Annotated in this window: 20 protein-coding genes; 10 read left to right on the plus strand and 10 right to left on the minus strand. The window is 38.9% G+C overall.

The window, feature by feature from the left end; translation table 11 throughout:
• From CWD91_RS17625 to upp, 4 genes are all read left to right on the plus strand, one after another.
• On the plus strand, positions 1-762 hold the full coding sequence (locus CWD91_RS17625; RefSeq protein ID WP_103442286.1) for an SDR family NAD(P)-dependent oxidoreductase: 762 nt from the start codon (positions 1-3) through the stop codon (positions 760-762).
• A 10-nt stretch (positions 763-772) separates the two neighbouring features.
• Positions 773-1,291, plus strand: coding sequence for a hypothetical protein (locus CWD91_RS17630; protein ID WP_157943826.1), 519 nt, complete (start codon positions 773-775; stop codon positions 1,289-1,291).
• A gap of 246 nt (positions 1,292-1,537) precedes the next feature.
• The gene (locus tag CWD91_RS17635; protein ID WP_239985842.1) at positions 1,538-2,620 is read left to right on the plus strand and encodes a site-2 protease family protein; all 1,083 of its coding nucleotides are present in this window, start codon (positions 1,538-1,540) and stop codon (positions 2,618-2,620) included.
• 17 nt (positions 2,621-2,637) lie between these two features.
• The gene (gene upp / locus CWD91_RS17640; protein WP_103442289.1) at positions 2,638-3,291 is read left to right on the plus strand and encodes a uracil phosphoribosyltransferase; all 654 of its coding nucleotides are present in this window, start codon (positions 2,638-2,640) and stop codon (positions 3,289-3,291) included.
• Positions 3,292-3,317: 26 nt separating this feature from the next.
• Here upp and CWD91_RS17645 read toward each other — a convergent pair whose 3' ends face one another.
• Positions 3,318-5,822, minus strand: coding sequence for a cation-translocating P-type ATPase (locus CWD91_RS17645; protein WP_103442290.1), 2,505 nt, complete (start codon positions 5,820-5,822; stop codon positions 3,318-3,320).
• A 220-nt stretch (positions 5,823-6,042) separates the two neighbouring features.
• Here CWD91_RS17645 and CWD91_RS17650 point away from each other — a divergent pair, with 220 nt between their 5' ends.
• Complete coding sequence (locus tag CWD91_RS17650; protein WP_103442291.1) at positions 6,043-6,507, plus strand: Hsp20/alpha crystallin family protein; 465 nt, start codon at positions 6,043-6,045, stop codon at positions 6,505-6,507.
• Positions 6,508-6,747: 240 nt separating this feature from the next.
• Here CWD91_RS17650 and CWD91_RS17655 read toward each other — a convergent pair whose 3' ends face one another.
• Positions 6,748-7,599, minus strand: a complete 852-nt coding sequence (locus CWD91_RS17655; RefSeq protein WP_103442292.1) for a patatin-like phospholipase family protein — start codon at positions 7,597-7,599, stop codon at positions 6,748-6,750.
• Between the two features lie 270 nt (positions 7,600-7,869).
• On the opposite strand from CWD91_RS17655, the gene CWD91_RS17660 reads away from it, so the two are divergent.
• Positions 7,870-10,623, plus strand: coding sequence for a PAS domain S-box protein (locus CWD91_RS17660; RefSeq protein WP_103442293.1), 2,754 nt, complete (start codon positions 7,870-7,872; stop codon positions 10,621-10,623).
• Entirely contained in the window at positions 10,601-11,668 is a 1,068-nt protein-coding gene (locus CWD91_RS17665; RefSeq protein ID WP_103442294.1) for a response regulator, read from the plus strand. Before CWD91_RS17660 ends, CWD91_RS17665 begins: the two co-directional genes overlap by 23 nt.
• Before the next feature lie 18 nt (positions 11,669-11,686).
• Here the strand turns inward: CWD91_RS17665 and CWD91_RS17670 are convergent, their stop codons facing one another.
• The 3 genes from CWD91_RS17670 to CWD91_RS17680 are packed head-to-tail and all read right to left on the minus strand — an operon-like array spanning position 11,687 to position 12,605.
• Positions 11,687-11,920 (minus strand): DUF6327 family protein, encoded by a 234-nt coding sequence (locus CWD91_RS17670; protein ID WP_103442295.1) that lies wholly within the window; start codon positions 11,918-11,920, stop codon positions 11,687-11,689.
• Positions 11,921-11,924: 4 nt separating this feature from the next.
• Positions 11,925-12,269, minus strand: a complete 345-nt coding sequence (locus CWD91_RS17675; RefSeq protein ID WP_103442296.1) for a hypothetical protein — start codon at positions 12,267-12,269, stop codon at positions 11,925-11,927.
• Positions 12,270-12,275: 6 nt separating this feature from the next.
• Complete coding sequence (locus tag CWD91_RS17680) at positions 12,276-12,605, minus strand: YtxH domain-containing protein (RefSeq protein ID WP_103442297.1); 330 nt, start codon at positions 12,603-12,605, stop codon at positions 12,276-12,278.
• A gap of 163 nt (positions 12,606-12,768) precedes the next feature.
• On the opposite strand from CWD91_RS17680, the gene CWD91_RS17685 reads away from it, so the two are divergent.
• Both CWD91_RS17685 and CWD91_RS17690 read left to right on the plus strand, forming a co-directional pair.
• Positions 12,769-13,263 carry a hypothetical protein gene (locus tag CWD91_RS17685; RefSeq protein WP_103442298.1) on the plus strand — a complete coding sequence of 165 codons (495 nt, stop codon included), beginning with the start codon at positions 12,769-12,771 and terminating at the stop codon, positions 13,261-13,263.
• A gap of 433 nt (positions 13,264-13,696) precedes the next feature.
• Positions 13,697-14,095, plus strand: a complete 399-nt coding sequence (locus CWD91_RS17690; protein WP_103442299.1) for a hypothetical protein — start codon at positions 13,697-13,699, stop codon at positions 14,093-14,095.
• A 317-nt stretch (positions 14,096-14,412) separates the two neighbouring features.
• Here the strand turns inward: CWD91_RS17690 and CWD91_RS17695 are convergent, their stop codons facing one another.
• The 3 genes from CWD91_RS17695 to CWD91_RS17705 all read right to left on the minus strand — a co-directional run bounded on the left by CWD91_RS17695 (position 14,413) and on the right by CWD91_RS17705 (position 17,419).
• Positions 14,413-15,177 carry an exodeoxyribonuclease III gene (locus tag CWD91_RS17695; protein ID WP_103442300.1) on the minus strand — a complete coding sequence of 255 codons (765 nt, stop codon included), beginning with the start codon at positions 15,175-15,177 and terminating at the stop codon, positions 14,413-14,415.
• Between the two features lie 167 nt (positions 15,178-15,344).
• Positions 15,345-17,027: an ABC1 kinase family protein gene (locus CWD91_RS17700; RefSeq protein ID WP_103442301.1), complete on the minus strand. Its 1,683-nt coding sequence runs from the start codon at positions 17,025-17,027 to the stop codon at positions 15,345-15,347.
• Between the two features lie 5 nt (positions 17,028-17,032).
• On the minus strand, positions 17,033-17,419 hold the full coding sequence (locus CWD91_RS17705; protein WP_103442302.1) for a hypothetical protein: 387 nt from the start codon (positions 17,417-17,419) through the stop codon (positions 17,033-17,035).
• Positions 17,420-17,704: 285 nt separating this feature from the next.
• Between CWD91_RS17705 and CWD91_RS17710 the strand changes: the two genes are divergently transcribed.
• Positions 17,705-17,914, plus strand: a complete 210-nt coding sequence (locus CWD91_RS17710; protein ID WP_103442303.1) for a YgaP family membrane protein — start codon at positions 17,705-17,707, stop codon at positions 17,912-17,914.
• Between the two features lie 103 nt (positions 17,915-18,017).
• Here CWD91_RS17710 and CWD91_RS17715 read toward each other — a convergent pair whose 3' ends face one another.
• Positions 18,018-19,208 carry an acetate/propionate family kinase gene (locus CWD91_RS17715; protein ID WP_103442304.1) on the minus strand — a complete coding sequence of 397 codons (1,191 nt, stop codon included), beginning with the start codon at positions 19,206-19,208 and terminating at the stop codon, positions 18,018-18,020.
• 24 nt (positions 19,209-19,232) lie between these two features.
• The gene (gene pta, locus CWD91_RS17720) at positions 19,233-21,326 is read right to left on the minus strand and encodes a phosphate acetyltransferase (protein ID WP_103442305.1); all 2,094 of its coding nucleotides are present in this window, start codon (positions 21,324-21,326) and stop codon (positions 19,233-19,235) included.
• Positions 21,327-21,393: the final 67 nt, after the last annotated feature.

Genomic DNA, 21,393 nt, shown 5'->3' on the forward strand with positions numbered 1-21,393 from the left:
ATGGGACGATTAAAAGATAAAGTAGCGGTAATTACAGGAGGTGCAGGTGGAATTGGACTGGCCACAGCAAAACTCTTTTTGGAAGAGGGTGCCAAGGTGGTCATCGTGGACATAAGTAAGGAAGTTCTGGAAAAGGCGAGCTATGGGTTAGATCATAAGAACCTGTCATATTGTGTGGCCGATGTTTCAAAAGTTAAGGACACTGAGAAGTTTGTGGAAAATTGTCTGGAGGTTCATGGAAAGATCGACATATTCTTTGCAAATGCAGGAATTGAAGGTACTTCAAAGCCCATTACGGATTATCCGGACGAGATTTTCGAAAAGGTCATAGGAGTGAACCTAAAAGGAGTTTGGCTGGGATGTAAATATGTGATCCCAAAAATGAAGAATGGTGGTAGTGTAATTATTACCTCGTCGGTTGCGGGTTTAAAAGGTTTTGCAGGACTAGGTGCCTATGTGGCCAGCAAACATGCCGTGGTAGGATTAATGAGGGTAGCAGCCCAAGAAAATGCAAAGCGTAAAATTCGGGTAAATACAATTCATCCGGGCCCGGTAAACAATAATATGATGAGGCGTATAGAAGTGGATATGTCGCCCAGTAGTCCCGATGAGGTTATGAAGGGCTTTGAGTCGGCCGTACCTTTAGGCCGTTATGCGGAATCCAAAGAAATTGCTGAGATGGCTCTTTTCTTGGCCTCGGATGAGAGTAAGTTCATTACCGGCACCACCCATGTGGTAGATGGTGGAATGTTGTGTTCATAAATTTGGGGATATGGAAACTACAGCTAACATAATAAAATATTTGGAAGGCGGAGATCTTAGATCCCTGGGAAGGGTAAAATTCCTGATACCTTTAATTCGGAATCAGGAAGACTTCGACCTTCTATTTCGATTTCTTCATTCCAAGGATCGGATAATACTTATGAGGTCGGCCGATGCCGTGGAAAAAATTACCATTGGGAGGCCCCAATATCTCCAAGGTCATAAAAGTGAGATTTTGGCTTTTCTCCAAAGCGCCGAAGACAAGGAATTTAAATGGCATTTGGCCCTAATGGCACCAAGGCTTTTACTCACAGAGCAAGAGATGGAAATTGTCTTGTCCAAACTTAACGAGTGGGCGGGCAATCCTGCCGAAAGTAGAATTTTAAGAGTGAACGCCTTACAGGCCATTTCCGAAATCGTAGAAGAGGACCCCGAAATGGAAAAGGATTTTATAGAACTTATTGGCAAATTACAAAAGGAGGAAATAGCCTCGATCAATGCCCGAATACGAAAATTAAGTATGCATTGATTTGGAAAAGAGGGAGGGTCTCCCACTTTTCTAAATGACAGACCTTCTCCATAGATTAAAGCTATAAAATTTTATGACTATTCGCGTAGGTCTCTCCAATATTCCATGAGTCAACAGCCCTAACCAGGCCGGACATAAAATGAATTGGACTTTTGCCATTTTAAATTTAAAATGTCAATAAGCCATTTATGACAATTGTCATTGTCAAAATCGCACTTCGGTAATATATTCAATAAAATAATGATTATGAAGGGGTTTTTAAGGTTAGGAAAGGTTGCGGGCATCCGGTTGGAAGTGCATTGGACATTCGCTTTATTGTTGATTTGGGCCGGATTCGTTGAATTTCAGAATAGCGGTAACTTGACAAGAGTGGCGGTAAATCAGGGTTTTATATTGGTGTTGATGGGTTGTGTAGTACTACATGAACTAGGCCATGCCCTTACGGCCAGAAAATTTAATATCAAGACACAAAGAATTATCCTTTTACCTATTGGGGGCGTAGCTACTTTGGACAAAATGCCTGAAAAACCTGGGCAGGAGCTTCTTGTGGCCCTTGCCGGACCTGCCGTAAATGTTGTAATTGCCCTACTATTGTCTTTGGTGATACCGCTAAGTAGTTATTTTAATTTTGATAAGGTGGTTGTACAGGAGATGGCTTTTGCACCAAACTTGCAGAATTTCCTTTTCTATTTGTTTATAGCGAATGTTATGCTCGTGCTTTTCAACCTTATTCCAGCATTTCCCATGGATGGAGGGCGTGTACTTAGGGCTTTATTGGCGTTTAGGTTAGGTAGGGTGGAGGCCACCAATATTGCGGCGAGTATTGGCCAAGGTTTGGCAGTTGTATTCTTTATTTTGGGCTTTTTTGTAAATCCTTTTTTAATATTGATTGCGTTTTTCATTTTCTTTGGAGCGTATGGTGAGAACCAAATGGTAAGGCAAAACTCCTTGTTAAAGGGACATCAGGTAAAGGAAGCCACCTTGACCAACATCACGGTACTTCGTCCGGATAATAATGTACAAGAGGTTATAGATATCCTTTTGGCAAGTACAGAAAAAGATTTTGTAGTGGCGCTGGACGATGAAATAAAGGGAATAGTGACCCAAAAGGATGTCATTAAACACGCCAAGACCCCCTCCATTTTAGTTAAAGATATCATGGACAAGAACTTCACTGTGATTGAAGAATCTGCAGAAATAACCAAGGTATTGGAACTTGTGGGCAAGGAAAAGAAAAATTTCTTTCCGGTGACAAGAAATGCAAAATTGATCGGGGCCATTGACACGGTCAATATTAGCGAGTATATTTTACTGAAATCAGTATCTTAGAACCAAATAGATAATTCATGATTATACATAGGTTAGGTGAAGGCAATTCAATGCTCAATAAATTTGTTGCGGAAATCAGGGATGCCAAAATTCAGAAGGACAGCATGCGTTTCAGACGGAATATAGAACGTATTGGGGAAATATTGGGTTACGAGTTGAGCAAGGCCCTAAACTATAAGAGTCATAATGTGCATACCCCATTGGGAACCAAAGAAATGTTATTGCCCATTGATGATTTGGTGCTGTGTTCGGTTTTACGTGCTGGACTCCCCTTGCACCAGGGCCTTTTAAATTATTTTGACGATGCTGAAAATGCCTTTATTTCTGCTTTTAGACACCATCGTGGTGATGAGGATTCTTTTGAAGTAATTGTTAAATACTTTGCCGCCCCATCCTTGGAGAATAAAACCTTAGTGCTGACAGATCCTATGTTGGCCACGGGCAAGACCCTGGAAAATGTTTTAAAGACCTTAAAGGACCATGGTAAACCTAAACAAATCCATATTGTTTCTGTTATTGGTTCCCAATCCGGCATAGACCACATAAAGGAAGTCTTTCCCGAAAATACCCAATTGTGGATCGCTGCGATCGATTTTGAATTGAACAACAAGGGCTATATTATTCCAGGTATTGGAGATGCGGGGGATTTGGCATTTGGGGAAAAACTGTAATTATTTCATTGATTTAACTTTTATTCTTATTTTTTTCCAGCACGTTTTATTCCCTTCACGATTTCATACCATAGTACGGACAACATACCAACCAGCACTGAAATTCCAAGTTGATTCCCATTTAAAGTTTCAAATTGAAAAAATTTGGTAAAAGGTGGTACAAGGAGCAATAGTGCGGCCAATACGAAAGTGACACCAATAATTATTGGCACTAGATTATTTTTATATTTTAAGGTGGTCCAAATGGAATAATAAAAGGAGCGGTTAACCAAGGTCAGAAAAATATTGGCGGATATCAATACCATAAATACCATGGTCCTTGTAGTAGATTCATTAAATCCTTGGATAACAGCATATTGATAAATAGATAATGATCCTACGGTAATTGCCAAACCTTGTATGATACTAGTTGTCAATTCCCTGAATTTAAAAAAGGTGGTTGTAAATGGCCTGGGTTTTTTAATCATCGCATTTTTTTCCATGGGCTCATTTTCGTAAATAATGGAACAGGTAGGCCCCATAATCAATTCCAATAAAATAACATGCGAAGGTGAAAAAATAGAAGGATAGGCCCAACCCAACGCCAAGGGAATAAAAACCGTTAGGATAATAGGGATGTGAATGGATATGATGTACTGTATGGCCTTCTTTAAATTACCATAAATTTTTCTGCCCATGGCAATGGCATCCACCATTTTGGACAGGTCATCGTCTACCAGTATCAAGGAGGCGGCTTGCTTGGCGATTTCAGTCCCTTTCTTGCCCATGGCTATACCAATATGCGAGGCCTTAAGTGCTGGACCGTCATTGACCCCGTCGCCCGTCATGGCTACCACTTCGTTGTTGGCCTTAATGGCGTTCACTATTCTTAATTTGGCTTCCGGATACATACGTGTAAAGACTTGCGTTGCTTTCACCTTTTGTTGCAATTCTTCATCACTTAATTGCATTAGTTCGTCCCCGGTCATGTTTTTTTCATATCCAGGAAAATTTATTTGTCTACAAATGGCCATGGAAGTTGTGGGATTATCCCCAGTAACCAATTTCACCTTGATTCCTGCTCGATCAAAATCTTTTAGGACCTTGGATATGTTTTCCTTTGGCGGGTCATAAAAGGCTACTATTCCAAGGAACGAAAATTCAAAATCCTGTTGTCTTTTGGGATAATCGTAACCTTTAAAATTGGCTTGTCCCACCCCTAACATACGGTAGCCCTCCCGACCTAAATTGGTCAGCACATCCTTGATTTTATTTTTTTGGGTTTCCGTTAATTTGGAAACCGCCATAATGGCCTCAGGGGCTCCTTTGGAGGCAATAATACGCCCGCCCTCACTGTTTTCGAACAGATGAGTCATCATTGGGGGTTTTCCTCCAAGGGGATACTCGTGAACCATTTTATAATGGGGTCTCAGATCCACTGGAACCATGTTGCCATAAGCCAGGTGCAGTGACTTTTCCATTGGGTCGAAAGGAATGGGTTCACTGGCCCACATTGCCATTGTAATTAGATGTTTAAGGGCGGTGTTAAACGGGTCGTCGGCATCAACTGTTTCTTCCGTTTCAAGGCTATAAAGTTTAACCAGTTCCATTCTGTTTTGGGTAATGGTTCCTGTTTTATCGGCACAAATAACGGTAGCACTTCCCAGAGATTCTACCGTCTTCATATTTTTTACCACAATTCCCATCTTCATCAATCTGTAGGCACCTATAGCCATAAAAGTGGTGAAGGCCACTGGAATCTCTTCGGGTAGAATGCTCATGGCCAAGGTCAGGGCTTTAAGCAGACTGTCCAAAACTTCCCTGGACTGAAAATAATTAATACCCCAAACCAATAGAAAAATAATGCCGCCCCAAATGGACATGTTTTTCACAAAACTTGATATCTGTCTTTCCAGGGGCGTCTTTTCGTCCTGTATACCTTCAAGACTTTTTCCAATCTTACCCAACTTGGTTTGGTTGCCAATCTCAGTAACGGTTGCAATGGCCAATCCACTTGCTACTGTTGTGCCACCAAAAATCTTATTGTCCAATTTTGTAGCATCCTTAAAAACGGAAAGTGACTCTCCGGTGAGTATGGATTCATTTACCGAAAAATCGTTTGAATGTACAATGGTACCATCTGCAGGAATGGTATTGCCTTCCTCGACCATTAGACTGTCACCAACAACCAATTCCTCACTTGGGATTTCCATGACTACACCATTCCGAATGACCTGGCTATTGGGTTGGGTAAGGCTTTTTAATTTTTCCAAGGCCATTCTGCTTTTGGAATCCTGATAAAGGGAGATAGAGGCTACCAAAATAATCGCGGAGGCCATAAATATTCCGTCCCCGTTATTTCCTGTAATAAAGTAAATTAAGGAGGCTACAATCAATAGTATGACCATGGGCTCCTGTGCAATACCTTTTAAAGCATCCAAAAAGCTATTATCCCTTTTGTAGCTCAGACTATTTTCGCCGTGTTTTTTTCTGGATTGTTTTACGACCTCATCGGAAAGCCCGGGAATGCCAAAATCGGTTGGGTTGATCATAGAACCTGAAATAAATAATGTGACAAGCCCTGTCTTAAAATCGAACCGCACTTGTTATCCCGATAATAGACAGGGAAAAAATTATTTTAATGCGATTATTGGATACAGTAAAATTAAATGTAAATAAATTTTGTGGGACTGACCTAAATCATTTTGTACCAGGTTAGTTGGATGTACTTTAGAAGCATAATAAAAATATAACCCTTAAAAATATAATATTATGACACTTTTAAAATTTAAAAGAAGGCCATTTGGCAATTTGATGACCCAGGATTTTTTTGACATGGAAGATTTTTTTGATAATCGTGGATGGGTCAGGGATATGTTGCCCGATCGTTTCTGGAACGGTAAGCGAATAGAGCCTGCATTGAACATTAAAGAAACCGATGACCATTTTGAGATCGAGCTGGCAGCTCCAGGATTTCAAAAGAAGGATTTTGAGGTTACCATTGATGATGGATGTTTAAATATTGCTGCGGAAAAGTCCGAGTCCAAGGAGGATAAGGATGAGAACTATACCCGTAGGGAATTCAGTTACAATTCCTTTGAACGTTCCTTACAGTTACCGGATAATGTTAAGCAGGAAGCCATTAAAGCTGCCTACAAGGACGGAATTTTGAGCTTTAATTTATCCAAAAAAGAAGAGGCTAAAAAAACACCTCCCAAGAAAATTCTTATTGGATAGTAATTTGTTGGTTATTTGTTAGTAATGCCTTCCTGTTAAAACCCAAAATATGTCCATGTGGGTGGTTGCAACGGGAAGGCATTTTAATACTTTCCAATCCTTTAATGAAAAAAACTTTGTTCTCCCTACTTTTTATTACTTCTTTAATCGACCAAGTGTGGATTCATGGTGGCAACATAATTTGGTTACAAGTTTGTAGGATAGGGAGACCCAGTAAGTAGAGTAACATAAGTTAAAAACCTATTGGATTCCGCTTGGCCATTGGTTACCTGTAAAATAGGCATCCATTGAAAAACCATTCATGGCTTCCAATTCTGCTGCCACAAGTAATTCTGAGGAAAGGGAACTATCCTTTAAGGTTTTTAAGGCCGCTTTATAGCCCAAAAGGTAAATGCTATCCAGGTTCTTTAGGGTAAACATGCCAATACGATCCATATTCATGGGGCGTATCAGTAAATCACAGTCCTTAAATTTACGGGTCGTTTCATTGGCCACCATTACATGATATGCTCTTTCCAGGACCTTGTCTACTCGGTTAAGTTCTTGGATGCTTACCTTGTTGAACGGATTTACATAGACTCCTACAATGTTTTCACAGTAAGGTCTAATAAGGTCCACCGGAAAATTATTTAAAGTACCGCCATCTATATAATATCCATTCTTGATCTGTACAGGCGCAAACAGACCGGGAACAGCTGCGGATGCTAAAACAGGCCTTATGAGCTCACCGCGACTAAAGACCTTTAAGGTACCATCAAGAAGGTTGGTAGCTGTTATAAAAAGTGGTTTTTCCAATGATTCAAAGGTGTCGTGTGGCATATAGGCTTTGAATTGATTGTAGAATTTTTCAGTATCCAAAAACCCGGGTTTACCCTTGGCATAATTATTTATACTGAATATCTCTGTCGTCTTAAAAAAATCCAACATTTCTTCACAACTACGGCCTGCAGCATATAAGGAACCAACTATGGCACCTGCGCTGGTACCTGCAATATGTGAGGGGTAAATACCGCATTCCTCCATAGCCTTTATGGCCCCTATATGGGCAACACCTCGAATACCACCTCCGGATAGGACCAAGCCCGTTGTCATGTGTCTTTAATTTGAAATTTTATTCAAAATTATTCCATATAAAGAAACGCGCATATGACCTTTATCAGGTTTAATGAATTCTATTGATATGTTGTATTATGACGGATATCATTTCTTACAGCTGAGGATACCAATACATTTGTGGAACTTGGTAGGAACAGTCCAAAATAGATTACAATAGTGTTGGTTTACTAGTACCAATATTGCTCGCCTGGTTTTTCCTTTTCTGTTGGGTGAGGACATTTTTTAGTAGAATTTCACAAATCAACAATGAACGAAAAAATAACAAATACCGATCTTTTTCAAATCATTTTTGATGCTTCTTTGGCAGGATTGTTTGTGATCAATAAGCTAGGTTATATTCTTATTGCAAATCGGACAGCGGAAAATCTTTTCGGTTATAGTGTTGGGGAATTGGCCAATATGAATATTCATATGATCGTTCCCGATTGGAAGAAAAAGGAAGAGGCAGCCTTATCAAAGGTAAAAATAGTAGAACCAATTCAGTTTTTTGGCCTTAAAAAAAATGGAATTAATTTTTCATTGGATATTAGGTGCGTTCCAACAGTTTTAAAAGGTCAAAACCTATATGCACTTTATTGTAAACCAGCTGATATCGCCGTTTTTGAAAGTGATAGAAAGTTTCGGACTTTGGTGTCCAATGCAGCGGGAATAGTGTATAGCTGTAAGGCATATAGTCCTTATTATATGGAATTTATCAGCGAGACCTGCCATAAGATAAGTGGTTATTCACCACAGCAATTCTATGATGACCCAGTACTTTGTTGGGAAAATTTAATTTACAATGAAGATCTGCCAATGGTCATGGAAGAGCTTGGCAGGGCCGAAAAGGAAAAAAACACATATCAGCTTTCCTATAGGATATTAACGGCCAAAAAGGAAATTAAATGGATTTGGGAGAAGGGTTCCTTTGCAACGGATGACCACAATGCCCCTATTAGACGGGAAGGTTTTATGCATGATGTAACCGATAAAAAGACAGTGGAAAATGCCCTGATAAAGGAAAAAAAATTGCTTCATCAGTATATGGATACTTCTCCTTCCATGTTTCTGGTTATCAATAAGAACCATACCGTTGAACTTGTTAATAGAAGGACCTGTGAAATATTGGGAATTGATCAAGAGGCTATTTTGAACAAAAACTGGTTTACGGAATTCATACCTAAAAGGAACAAAAAACAATTGATCCATCTTTTTGAGTCTATTTTTGAGGAAAAAGTAAATCTGCCCAACTTTTACGAAAACCATGTTATTGCCAAAGGTGGGCAAGAGCGCCTAATTCAATGGAACAATGCTGCCTTGAGGGATGGCAATAATGAAATTGTAGGGGTCGTAAGTTCTGGATTGGATATTACTGAAACCAAGTTGATACGGAATACCTTAAACATTAGAAATCGGGCTTTGGAAGCTGCAGGCAACGGTATCGTTATTGCAGATGCCCAAGACCCCATACTACCTATTATTTTTTGTAATGAGGCCTTTACGCGCTTAAGCGGATATTCACAGAGTGAAATTCTGGGAAGAAACTGTAGATTTTTACAAAATGATGACCGCGACCAACCTGAAATTAGGGTGTTGGACAGAGCTATTCAACAAGGAATCCCTTGTAGGGTGGTACTTCGAAATTATCGTAAAGATGGCAGCCTTTTTTGGAACGACCTGTCAATTACCCCGCTTTATGATGAAAATCAAAAATTGACACATATAATTGGGGTCCAGAACGACGTGACCGAATTACAGCAGAACAAGAGTAAATTGGAGGAATATGCCCACCAATTGGAGCATAAAGTGGAAGAACAGACAAAGGAAGTTCAGTCTGCTGTTCAGCAGTTAGTGGCCACCAGTTTAAACTTGGAAGATCAGGTAGTGGAAACCTATAGGGCGGAAAAGAAGGCCAAACTTAGTCAGGCATTGTTTACGGCCATAGCTCATAATTTCCCCAATGGAGTTATAATGGTCTTTAATACAGATTATGAATTGGTCTATGTGGAAGGAGAGGAAATGGACCGTATTAATATTATGAAGTCCCATTATGAAGGAATTCCAATAGATAATATTCCAATTTTTTCAAAACAGCAGCTAAAAAAATTAAAGTCGGATATAGGAAAGACATTGAGTGGGGACAATATTTCCTTGGAAATGGATATTAAAGATCAATGCTATGCAGTGAATTCCACTCCTCTCTATTCCGATGAAAAAGAAATTATGTGGGCCCTTTTCGTTTATAACAATGTTTCCGAGCAGAAAGAAGTACAGCATAAATTGGAAAAGACGCTGCTGGTGGAAAAGGAGCTAAATGAATTGAAATCCCGTTTCATTTCAATGGCCTCCCATGAGTTTCGCACTCCGCTGAGCGCCATACTTTCATCGGCCACCCTGATAGGAAAACAGAATGAACCAGGAAAGGAGGAAAGGAGGATGAAACATGTCTCCAGGATAAGGACTAATGTGAAGGAACTTGTTGTCATACTTAACGATTTTCTTTCCCTTAGCAAGCTTGAGGAGGGTAAGGTACAGGTAAAACCACAGGTTTTTGAGTTGATACAATTTATAAAATTGTTGGTCGATGAGATGGAACCCAACAAAAAAGAGGGACAGAACATTGTTTTAGAGCATTCCCGGCCTACAATATCGGTTTTTTTGGATCCCAAGTTATTGAATCATATTCTTATCAATCTACTTTCGAATGCCATTAAGTATTCCAATGAGCAACAAATGATCCGCATCAAAATTTCAATAAAAGGGAAAAGCCTATTCATTGATATTCAGGATGAAGGGATTGGTATTCCTATAGGGGAGCATAAAAATCTATTTAATCGATTCTTTCGCGCAGAAAATTCCACGAACATACAGGGAACAGGTCTTGGACTTCATATTGTAAAGCAGTATACGGAGCTATTGGGAGGCAAGGTAGGTTTTAAAAGCAAATTGGGAGAAGGAAGTACCTTCGGCATAAAACTCCCTGTTAATATAAACGAGAATGAAAAGAATACTGTTAATTGAGGACAACAAGGATGTAAGGGAAAATACCGCCGATATATTGGAATTGTCCAATTACGAGGTAGTTACGGCCGAGAATGGAAAAACAGGGGTTGAGCTTGCCGAAAAGTTTAGGCCAGACGTGATTATCTGCGATATTATGATGCCGGAACTGGACGGATATGGGGTATTGGAATCGCTAGGTAAAAACAGTGCAACTTCCAGTATACCCTTTATATTTTTGACGGCAAAAACCGATAGGGCAGAGGTGAGGTTGGGAATGAATTTGGGGGCAGACGATTATTTGACAAAACCCTTTGAGGAAAAGGAACTGTTGGAAGCCATTGCTTCGCGCCTTCGAAAGAGCGACTTCCTTAAAAAGGAGATAGCCAAAAATATGGAGGGGCTCAATAAATTTTTGGATGAGGCGTCACAATACAGCGATCTTAAAAGTCTCTCCAAGAACTATTCCCTTAAAAAATATAATAAAAAGGATATAATCTTTTGGGAAGGGGACAATGCACATTCGCTATATTTTATAGAAAAAGGGAGTATAAAGACGTATAAAGGCACTGAATCCGGAAAAGAATTTGTAACGGGAATTTATGGGCCGGGAGATTTTATTGGACAGCTTTCCCTTTTAAACTCCAAAACAGTTTATGTTGAAAATGCCATGGCATTGGAGGATGCGGAAATGTGTCCCATTCCTAGAGAGGATTTCACGAAATTGCTTTATGGCAATTCCGCAGTTTCGCAAAAATTTATTGGAATGATTTCCAATAATCTGATGCACATGCAGGAACAATTGGTAGATATGGCATTTGCTTCTGTAAGACAGAGGGCTGCAAAAGCGCTATTGGAACTATACGATAAGCATGTTATTCAGGATAAACCCAATGGTGGATTAGGAATCCCCCGAGAGGATTTTGCCGGAATGATCGGTACGGCCACGGAAACGGCCATCCGCACTTTATCAGATTTTAAGGATGAAGGTTTAATTACCACCGATCAAGGAAGAAGGATTATAATTCTAAACGAAAAGGGCCTGAGAACGGTAGCGGATTTTTAAAATAACATTGGATTTATTTCAAGCCTCGGGCTGTCGCCTCCTATTGAAAATTCCCCTAAGCTTCTTTATGGTGTAGACCAATAAGATTTGCTGAATGCTTCCCTTAAGGCTTCCCGCCAATTGCAGAGGTCGGAGATTTGCCTTGGCTTGATTTAAGTTCAATTTTAGGCTTTCCATTTCAATTTTACGCTGTAGATTTAAGACCATTAGTCTGTCATCAATTTCCTTAAATGAGTTGTACAGTTTTCCCATAGCTTCAATCAAAATAATGTTTGGAAAATTTGCGAAGTAAGGGAGCATTGATTTTTTCTCTGAAAAAATAACAAATAACAGCAATAAGGATATAGCCCATACCTATATACAAAAAACCAAGATAGGTGCTTTCCAAGACTACGTTCAGTGCATTGGATGCCGCCCAGGATAATAAAAACAAGGCCAACAAGGCCAAAGCACCTATTAAAAGAGTTTGCGCAAAGGTGATTACAAGCTCCATAAGTACTTTAAATATTTTTAGCTTGGCATACTCCTCGCTATTTGCCAGATAAGACCTTACATCGGCTTCTGCCTCTGCAAGGTCTTTCTTAAGTTCGGTCAAGGCCATACTACCTTATTTTTGAAATTGTGCGTTTTTCTTTTTAAGGTCTTCCAATTTTCGCTCCAGGGTAGCAATAATGTCATCTGCCTTATAGCTCATTGTGGAGATAGCTTCGTCCAATTTACGGTCAAATGCATCCTTTTTTTCGTTTGCAGTCTTGGTAAGCTCCTCTTTGGCATGTGAGATTCTTTCTGTTATGTCATGGGTAGTTTCCCCAACCTTGCGCTTTATTTTGTGCCTGGTTTCTATGCCTTTGTCAGGAGCATATAAAATCCCAATTCCTGCACCTATGGCAGCTCCTGTCAATAAAGCCAAAAGAATATTTCCGTCTTTGTTTGTCATGATTTTTTATTTTTAGATTACTATGATGTTTTACAATACTTCTCAAAGTTAACGCTATCAAATTCTTTTTGAAATGATTTATATCATGTCGTAAATCTGTATGTGTACTTAAATTTGGGGTGTGTAAATACACCGACCTTGCCATTTCATAATTGTCAAAATAATGAAATCTAAGGTCAACATTTTAGTAAGGAGGATTTTTGTAATAAAGGATTTTCAACATTTATGGATGTTGGGAAAAGCTATTGAAATAGTGCTTGCCAAAACGGAGATTAGGCCGCAATTGTCGGTCTTGGGAAAAATCGATAATGGCAATATTTCACTTAAGAAAATGAAGGCTGACTATGGGAAGGTATTTAAATCCCAATTGAACAGAATTTTAAAGGCCAAATCCGATTTTGGAGTTTTTGCCAACACCGAGTTTGGAATTCTCTTTATTGCGGGCAACTTGGCCCCTTTATTTCTAAATGACATATATGGGAAGCCATTAGGTACAATGTCTGCAGGTCCCTATGGTATTTTAAGGGGATTGGGCATTACCGAGGAGAAGGTAAATCATTACCTTAAATTATTGAAAGATGGGCATTACTTACTTATTGTTCGGGATTATCCACAGCATTTAAAAATGATTCAGGAACAATTGGAAACATTAAGGTAGGGCAATATAAAAACCTTAATTCATCCTTTGTCGGAGGGCATGCTACCGGGTCGACTTTGTACAAATGAAATATATTGTTTTTTGGAGTGAGGAAGTCTGTTGTTTTAAAGTAGTGAATTACACAAAATATTAAGGCACGAAAGAAATTGTAATTGCTTATCAGAGGCAAATGGAATTTCACTTAATTTTAGTTGGTATTTTTTTAGAGCTATCATAACTTAGTACGGAGGGTGTTAGGTGGATTACCGATGTCCAGGTATAGGCTATATAAACTTTTTAACGGACAGCAGTTTAGCAAGCGGAAATTGCCAAAATACGTAACATTACCATTAAAAAGGTTCAATCAATTCTGGTTGACGCTAGAAAGAATTTGTGCCATGGCTTTTTAAAAAGATATATAGGTTAATCAAGGTATAATTTAAAATCTAAACTAATGAATGCCAAATCATCAGGTTCAAATAAGTCAAAAATATTGGTTGAAGCATTGGACGTGCTACACCAAGAAAGCAGGGAGTGGATGAACACCATTGCCTTTTGGAAGGATGAGTCCAAATTTTTCACTGATTTGCTGGACAGGGAGCAAATAAATGCTTCTGAATACGGTCAGATGCTCCAATATCTGGATAAAATCCACGAAACTTTATTTGATTATTTGGCTGAAGATATTGTTGCACATGAAAAAGAGTTGTCACATTTGTTAAGTGCTGAGAAAGGAGAATCCGATAAGGCCTACCGAGAAAAACATGCTACCCTTAAGGAACAAATGGATTTATTTACCAACGACTTTAGGGAATTTAAAAAAATGGTATTTGGGTACGCCAAGAAATTGTGACCATAGTGATTATGGTTGTAACGCAGCTAGTTACATGACAATAAATTAAGAAATATGTACCAACAGATTTAAATCAGAATTTACAATAGCCTTAATGTCCCATCGAACGCAACTGAACGGCAATTATTTTTATAAATAGAAATAAAATAATGTCTGGACTCCCCTCAATCGGAGACTCAATAGAGCCAATAATTTTTGTCAACGACTAAAGTGACACGAGCTATATTCATATGAAGGCTATTCAATTCTTGACTGGTATTCGGAGATAAAAGGCCATGTAAAATTGTGTATCCAAGGATAAAGGGCCATTGTACCTCTTAGAGTTCCAATTCCAAAGCAATAGGGCAGTGGTCCGATCCAAAATAATCCGACAGGATTACAACAGATTTTATACGGTCTACCAAAGATTTGCTTACCAAAAAATAATCTATACGCCAACCGGTGTTTCTTTCCCTGGATTTAAAGCGATAACTCCAGTAGGTATAGGCCACCAAATCCGGATTAAAATGTCTAAATGAATCTACAAATCCGGCTTTGATAAAATTATCCATGCCATCAATTTCAATTTGGGTGTATCCGGCCGTTTTGTTGTAATTGCTCTTATCGTTCTTTAGGTCAATAGGTCTATGGGCTACGTTAAAATCTCCACAAGCAATTACGGGTTTTGTCTTTTCTAGATTTTTCAGGTATTTTAAAAAATCGGCATCCCATTGCTTACGGTATTCCAAACGGTCCAATTGCTGGCCCGAATTGGGTACATAAACGTTCACCAAAAAGAAGTCATCGTACTCTGCACATTGTATACGTCCTTCTGCATCATGTTCGGAAATATTCATATCCTTGGAAAGACCAAGAGGGGCTGTTTTACTCAAAATTGCAGTACCGGAATATCCTTTTTTATCGGCCGAATTATAATTTCTTTTGTAATGTTTCAATACGGATAGTGTCTCCTCCACTTCGCTGTCCTGTGCCTTGGTTTCTTGAAGGCAAAGAATATCCGGGGCCATATTTTCCACAGTTTCAAAAAAGTCTTTTTTTGCAATGGCCCTAATGCCGTTGACGTTCCATGAAATAATTTTCATCGCTTCAATTTTAATTTGGCCGTTAAATAGTGCCGGGAATAAAGATAATAATTAGGTTCTGTTTAAAGAAAAATGACAATTGAAAATTATTTAAATCTGTAATAAACCAAAGCAAGGAATATGTTACGGTTTATTGTTCTGGACAATGCAAAATTAAATTTGGCGGATCATTCTTCCTTATTCCTGTAAATGGAAATCAAGATAACCAATCCAATAATTGCGGAAAGTATAAAACCTATAGCACCCAACACCGGTATTCCACTAATCTTTGGAGGCATATCTGCCATTACCAAAAGGGCAGAACCTATAGATAATGCTGCAATAATTACGGCATAGACCAATCGGTTAAAGGCTGTCTTAAGGGTTATTCTAAAATCGTTGAGGCCTTTATGCTCGTGAACAATGACCAATTTTCCGTCTTTTATCTTTTCTACAATTTCATTTATGTCGGCAGGCAATTTGTCCAGCATCACATTGTAATCTTGAAATCGATTTAGATTCCTTTGAAAAAGTCGTTTTAAGCCAAACCGTTTTCGGGTTATTTTGGTCATAAAAGGTTTTAGATTATCCGTAATGTTGAATTCGGGATCGAGTTTTAGGCCTACCCCTTCAATAATGACCAAGGCCCTAATAAGTATATACAAGTAGTGGGGTATGGTAATCCTGTTCTCGTAAAGAATATTTTTAAATTGTTCCAAAGTTCTTCCCAACTTAATATTTCCAATGGCTGTATTGCTAATTCCTTCCACTAATTCATATAAATCATATTCCAGCTTTTTTTCATCAGGGATATCGGTTACTATTGCAATTTTTTTAAGAATTGGAATTATTTTCTTTACATCTTTTTTTAAAAAACAAAAGAGAAGTTCCATTAAGGATTCCTTGTCATTGGGCATTATGGTTCCCATCATCCCAAAATCTATAAAACAGATTTTTTGGACCTCAGGGAGTACAAATATATTTCCCGGATGCGGATCGGCATGAAAAAAGCCATGTTCCAAAACCTGTTCCAAATACAAGTCCACCCCAACTTTTGCCACTGCACTTGAATCTATATTTTGCTCTCGTAGTTTTTCCAGTTCGGATACCTTAATTGCGTCAACCCAGTCCATACATATAATCTGGTCTGTACTTAGTTCGCGATATGCCTTGGGAACATATATAGCATGGTTACCTTCAAAATTTTTGGCAAAACGTTCCAAATTATCCATTTCCCTTAAAAAACTAAGTTCTTCAGTGATGCTTTTTTCAAAGGATTCCACCAACTTCAGGGGCTGAAAGGCTTTTACCTGGGCACTATATTTTTCCAAGGCCGTGGCCACTTCTTTCATAATGGAAAAATAGGAAGCAATAACTTCCGATATATTTGGTCGCTGTATTTTTAGCACAACACAGGTGCCGTTGAGTAGTTGTGCCTTATGAACCTGTGCCAAAGAGGCGGCTGCAAGGGGTGTGGATTCAATTGAAAGGAAATATTGTGAACAGTCGATACCCAGTTCTTCCGAGATTATTTTTTCCACTTCAAAATTCTGCAAAGATGGTGCCTGATCTTGTAGTTTTTCAAGCTCCTTAATGAGACCTAGAGGTAACATATCGTCACGGTTGCTCAAAATCTGACCTATTTTTACATAGGAAGGGCCTAGTTCTTCCATTACCATTCGGATTCTCTCAAAAGTAGATAAGGATAACAGTTTTTCGGTCTGCGGATGTTTAGCGAGGTAATTCTTTGGGATAAACTTTCTGGCCTTACTGCTGGCCATAACATCCTCAAAACCATATTTCGTAAGAACCCTAAATAGAGTGTTGTATCTTTTGAGGTTTTGTTTCTTGGGAAGTTTTATTCCAAACATATAAATTATAGATATTTCGTCAAAAATCGGAAGAAGTCTTTTTTAAGATCGGCATAAATCTGTTCTTGTGCCTCCATTTTTCCTCTAAACTGAATGTGTTTCTTTACCATTGCCGTGTCCATAGCTTCATTTGACTCTAAATCTTGTCCAGCTAGGCGGGTTTCGTGGATTTCAATTGCTTCCAATAAATCCTCTATGACCCCACCATGTAGGATAAATTCGTTTTGAAAGTGCTCCAATTGAACGAGAAACTCCTTTTTAGTCCATCTTGTAACCATTTCGCTAAGCCTATTATTGAAAAAAATTAGTTCATCCCTCCAAAAGAAGAGTTCCCGTCTCCATATTTCGTGTTCAAAATGCAAGTTTGAATTATATATAATTTCCTTTTCCATGATAATTTAAATTTTGTACAATAAGGTAGATTCCAAATTTATTTAAACCTAATATCCTTTGAAATGATATATGTCATTTCAGGACGTATTTTTATCCCATTACTTTGAACTGTTGTATTGAATCTTGGCAAGATTGGAAAGGTGTTGGAACATTGGTCTAGAAGTAAAGGCCTATATCTAGCCAAATTAAGTATCCAAAATTGAATCAACTGCTAAAGAAGCTTCCGAATTTATATAAAGTTGGTCGTAGGCTCTATATTTATTGTCTAACTTAAATTTATTATTATGAAGAAAAACATGGGTAATTTAGACCGAATCTTCCGTTTTGTGATTGCTGCAACTTTGATTGGGCTTTATTATAACGGTACTATCCCAGGAGTCCTAGGCATTGTCCTGGTGGTTCTGGCCATTGTCTTTTTCCTGACCAGTTTTATGGGTTTTTGTCCTTTGTACCTTCCGTTTGGAATTAAAACTTGTAAGGCTAAAAAAGAATAGGCTTAGTCCTGTAAAGGTATATTTTGCTTATTTCGGATATTAAACAATTATTGTGAATAATAGGTTTTTTCCGATTAGGGACTTGGAACCTATGGTATACAAATCATTGATTTTGTGATAAACTATATGCCTGTTTCGCTATCTCCAATTCCTCGTTGGTAGGTACAACCAAAATTTTAACCTTGGCCTTGACGTTGCTAATTACCCGAATGTCGGATGATTTCAAGTCGTTTTTACTGGCATCCAGGACTATGCCATAATACTCCATTTCGGAACACACAAGTTTCCGAAGTGTACTTGAATTCTCGCCGATACCTGCCGTAAAGACTAGTGCATCCAAACCGTTCATGGCAGCAGCATAGGCACCGATATATTTCTTTATGCGGTAAGCATTCATTTCCAAAGCCAGTATACATTCCGGATTTCCTGATTTGGCTTTGGTTTCTATATCCCTTAAATCACTGTGGCCAGTAAGCCCAAGCATACCACTTTTTTTTGTAAGAAGTGTGTTTACATTTTCCAAGCTATATCCCAAACTATTTACCAAATAGAAAATTAGCGCATGATCTATATCCCCACTTCTAGAGCCCATGATTAGCCCGTTTGAAGGAGTGAAACCCATAGAATGATCAACACTTATACCATCTCTTACTGCAGTCATACTGCATCCATGGCCCAAGTGTATGGTAATTATTTTGGATTTATTCAATTGTAAATAGGAATTGGCCTTTTCGGACACATATTTATGACTGGTGCCATGAAAACCATATGCTTGGATACGGCGATCGGTATAAAGTTCATTGGGTAACGCATATTTCTTTGCCTTAATAGGCATTGTTTGATGAAAAGCGGTATCAAAAATGGCAATTTGTTTGGCAGTGGGAAAAATTTCTTCGGACAATACAATTCCTTCCAAGTTGTGCGGATTGTGCAATGGGGCCAGGACCGACAATTCTTGGATTTTATCTTTTACTTCTTGGGTAATCAAGGTTGTTTTTGAAAAGGTATTTCCACCATGTACCACCCTATGGCCCACAATTCCAATATCGTTGACATTTTTAATAACCCCTTTCTTGGGGTCCATCAATAGCTTGGCCATTTTTAAGAACCCTACATTGTGATTGGGTATTTCCTCTATTTCCTCAGAATCCACAGTATTGGTTTTATACTTCACTGTTGAGTTTTTTGAGCCAATACGTTCAATCACACCTTTACAGATCAATAGTTCCGTAGGCATTTTAATCAATTGATATTTAATGGAAGAACTGCCTGCATTGATTATCAGTATGTTCATAGTTATGGATTTATCTTTTTAAAGTTAAAGGCCTTGGGCCTGTATGGCAGTTATTACAACAGTATTAAATATATCATCTACTGTACAGCCACGGCTTAGGTCGTTTACAGGCTTGTTTAGACCTTGCAGCATTGGACCAATGGCCAAGGCACCTGTTTCCCTTTGCACGGCCTTATAGGTGTTGTTTCCAGTATTGAGGTCCGGAAAAATAAAAACACTGGCCTGACCGGCTACTTCAGAATCAGGAAGTTTACTTTTGCCCACATTCATATCCACTGCCGCATCGTATTGAATGGGCCCTTCCACTTTTAGATCGGGCCGTTTCATTTTTATAATTTCCGTAGCCTTGCGCACTCTATCCACATCTTCTCCAACCCCGGAGGCCCCAGAGGAATAGGAAAGCATGGCTATCTTGGGTTCAATGCCAAAAGCGGTACTGCTAGCTGCCGAAGAAATAGCAATTTCGGCCAATTGTTCAGCTGTAGGATTTGGATTGATCGCGCAGTCGCCGAATATGGTAACACGGTTTGGTAGGCACATAAAGAACACCGAGGAAACTATGGAGACTTCAGGCCTGGTCTTAATAAATTGCAATGCCGGCCTTATGGTATGTTGGGTAGTATGCACTGCTCCAGAGACCATTCCATCGGCATGGCCTTTATAGACCATCATGGTTCCAAAATAGGAAACATCCTCCATAAGGTCCTTCGCCATAGCAAGATTAACATTTTTATTCTTGCGCAGTTCGTAAAGGGTATTGGCATAATCCAAGAAATTGGAGGATGACTTGGGGTCTATGATGTTAATACTGCTGGAATCCAAGTTAAGATCCAACTCCGCAATTTTTGTTTTTATTTGCTCAGGATCTCCCAGCAATGTAATTGTAACAGCATTGGTATCTATTAGTTTTTTGGTAGCCAATAGGATCCGTTCGTCCGCTCCCTCTGGAAGAACAATATGTTTTTTAGCCGATTTTGCCCGTTTTAGAAGATTGTACTGGAACATCCGAGGGGTAATCCCCTCGGCCTTAAAGGTAATTAGGCGTTCGGCCAATTCATTAATTGGCACATATTTTTCGAATTCTTGTATAGAGGTTGTTATTTTTTCTTTGTTTTCCGCATATATTCTGGGTTTTATGGTACCTATACGATTGGTTACTGAAAAAGTGCCGTCTGCTACAGAAATTATTGGAATAATATCGGATAGCCCTTCAATTAGTTTAATGATGGATTCCTCTGGCAACAGCCCCCCCGTTAGTACTATGCCCGAAAGATTGGGATAATTGCTGGAGATGTTGGCCTGTAGTGCACCAAGAATTATATCTGCCCGATCCCCAGGAGTTATCACCAAGCTATCCTTTTTTAAATGTGTGAGATAATTTCTGAGTTGCATGGCTCCCACACTAAACTCACCAGCTTGGTTGTTTATAAAATCCTCACCAAACAAAATTTTGCCCGAAAGTTTCTGAGCAATTTCCTTTACAGTTGGATTTCCCAAAATTGGGTTCAAGGGAATGGCTGCTACCAAAACTTTTTCAGGTAGTTTTTTCTTGAGTCCGGAAACCACTAGGTCAACGTTCTCTGGCTGGACTTTATTGGCTACCGTTAACAGTACTTCCACACCTTTTTCCCTAAAGGAATCATAGGCCATGTATATATTTCCGACCAGCTCTTGAAGGGTCTTGCCCTTTCCGTTGGCGATGATGACAGCGGGAATACCCAAGTTTTTTGCAATAAGTACATTGATGTCCCATTCTATAATGGCACCTTCCCCTGAAAAATCGGTCCCTTCCACCAAGACAATATCAAACCGATCTTCAATAGCCTTGTATTTATTGATGATTTTACCTATGATTTCATCATCCTTGTCCAAATTTTTGAGTTGTACTACCTGACTTCGAGTATACGCATAGGCATCCTCGAATTTCTGGTCCACCTCAAAATGCTTTAAAATTGTATCTATATGGTCGTCTACATTGTTCTTTTCAAAGTCATCGATGATAGGCCTGAAATAACCTACTTTGGCCGTTTTTCCCAATAATAGTTGCATAAGGCCCAAGGATACGATCGATTTTCCACTATTGGGCTCTGTGGTAGCTATATATATGGCTTTACTCATAAATCAGTTAGATTTCTTAAACTTTTTATTCAAACGAATCATTTTCCGAACGCGAAGATCGGGCTTA

This window comes from Arenibacter hampyeongensis (genome assembly GCF_002909255.1).
Taxonomy (GTDB): Bacteria; Bacteroidota; Bacteroidia; order Flavobacteriales; family Flavobacteriaceae; genus Arenibacter; species Arenibacter hampyeongensis.

What these genes read in the sequence shown, in the direction of transcription:
- CWD91_RS17625 (WP_103442286.1), top strand. Translation starts at nt 1, where the DNA reads ATGGGACGATTAAAAGATAAAGTAGCGGTAATTACAGGAGGTGCAGGT.
- CWD91_RS17630 (WP_157943826.1), top strand. Translation starts at nt 773, where the DNA reads ATGGAAACTACAGCTAACATAATAAAATATTTGGAAGGCGGAGATCTT.
- CWD91_RS17635 (WP_239985842.1), top strand. Translation starts at nt 1,538, where the DNA reads ATGAAGGGGTTTTTAAGGTTAGGAAAGGTTGCGGGCATCCGGTTGGAA.
- upp (WP_103442289.1), top strand. Translation starts at nt 2,638, where the DNA reads ATGATTATACATAGGTTAGGTGAAGGCAATTCAATGCTCAATAAATTT.
- CWD91_RS17645 (WP_103442290.1), bottom strand. Translation starts at nt 5,822, where the DNA reads ATGATCAACCCAACCGATTTTGGCATTCCCGGGCTTTCCGATGAGGTC.
- CWD91_RS17650 (WP_103442291.1), top strand. Translation starts at nt 6,043, where the DNA reads ATGACACTTTTAAAATTTAAAAGAAGGCCATTTGGCAATTTGATGACC.
- CWD91_RS17655 (WP_103442292.1), bottom strand. Translation starts at nt 7,599, where the DNA reads ATGACAACGGGCTTGGTCCTATCCGGAGGTGGTATTCGAGGTGTTGCC.
- CWD91_RS17660 (WP_103442293.1), top strand. Translation starts at nt 7,870, where the DNA reads ATGAACGAAAAAATAACAAATACCGATCTTTTTCAAATCATTTTTGAT.
- CWD91_RS17665 (WP_103442294.1), top strand. Translation starts at nt 10,601, where the DNA reads ATGAAAAGAATACTGTTAATTGAGGACAACAAGGATGTAAGGGAAAAT.
- CWD91_RS17670 (WP_103442295.1), bottom strand. Translation starts at nt 11,920, where the DNA reads ATGGGAAAACTGTACAACTCATTTAAGGAAATTGATGACAGACTAATG.
- CWD91_RS17675 (WP_103442296.1), bottom strand. Translation starts at nt 12,269, where the DNA reads ATGGCCTTGACCGAACTTAAGAAAGACCTTGCAGAGGCAGAAGCCGAT.
- CWD91_RS17680 (WP_103442297.1), bottom strand. Translation starts at nt 12,605, where the DNA reads ATGACAAACAAAGACGGAAATATTCTTTTGGCTTTATTGACAGGAGCT.
- CWD91_RS17685 (WP_103442298.1), top strand. Translation starts at nt 12,769, where the DNA reads ATGAAATCTAAGGTCAACATTTTAGTAAGGAGGATTTTTGTAATAAAG.
- CWD91_RS17690 (WP_103442299.1), top strand. Translation starts at nt 13,697, where the DNA reads ATGAATGCCAAATCATCAGGTTCAAATAAGTCAAAAATATTGGTTGAA.
- CWD91_RS17695 (WP_103442300.1), bottom strand. Translation starts at nt 15,177, where the DNA reads ATGAAAATTATTTCATGGAACGTCAACGGCATTAGGGCCATTGCAAAA.
- CWD91_RS17700 (WP_103442301.1), bottom strand. Translation starts at nt 17,027, where the DNA reads ATGTTTGGAATAAAACTTCCCAAGAAACAAAACCTCAAAAGATACAAC.
- CWD91_RS17705 (WP_103442302.1), bottom strand. Translation starts at nt 17,419, where the DNA reads ATGGAAAAGGAAATTATATATAATTCAAACTTGCATTTTGAACACGAA.
- CWD91_RS17710 (WP_103442303.1), top strand. Translation starts at nt 17,705, where the DNA reads ATGAAGAAAAACATGGGTAATTTAGACCGAATCTTCCGTTTTGTGATT.
- CWD91_RS17715 (WP_103442304.1), bottom strand. Translation starts at nt 19,208, where the DNA reads ATGAACATACTGATAATCAATGCAGGCAGTTCTTCCATTAAATATCAA.
- pta (WP_103442305.1), bottom strand. Translation starts at nt 21,326, where the DNA reads ATGAGTAAAGCCATATATATAGCTACCACAGAGCCCAATAGTGGAAAA.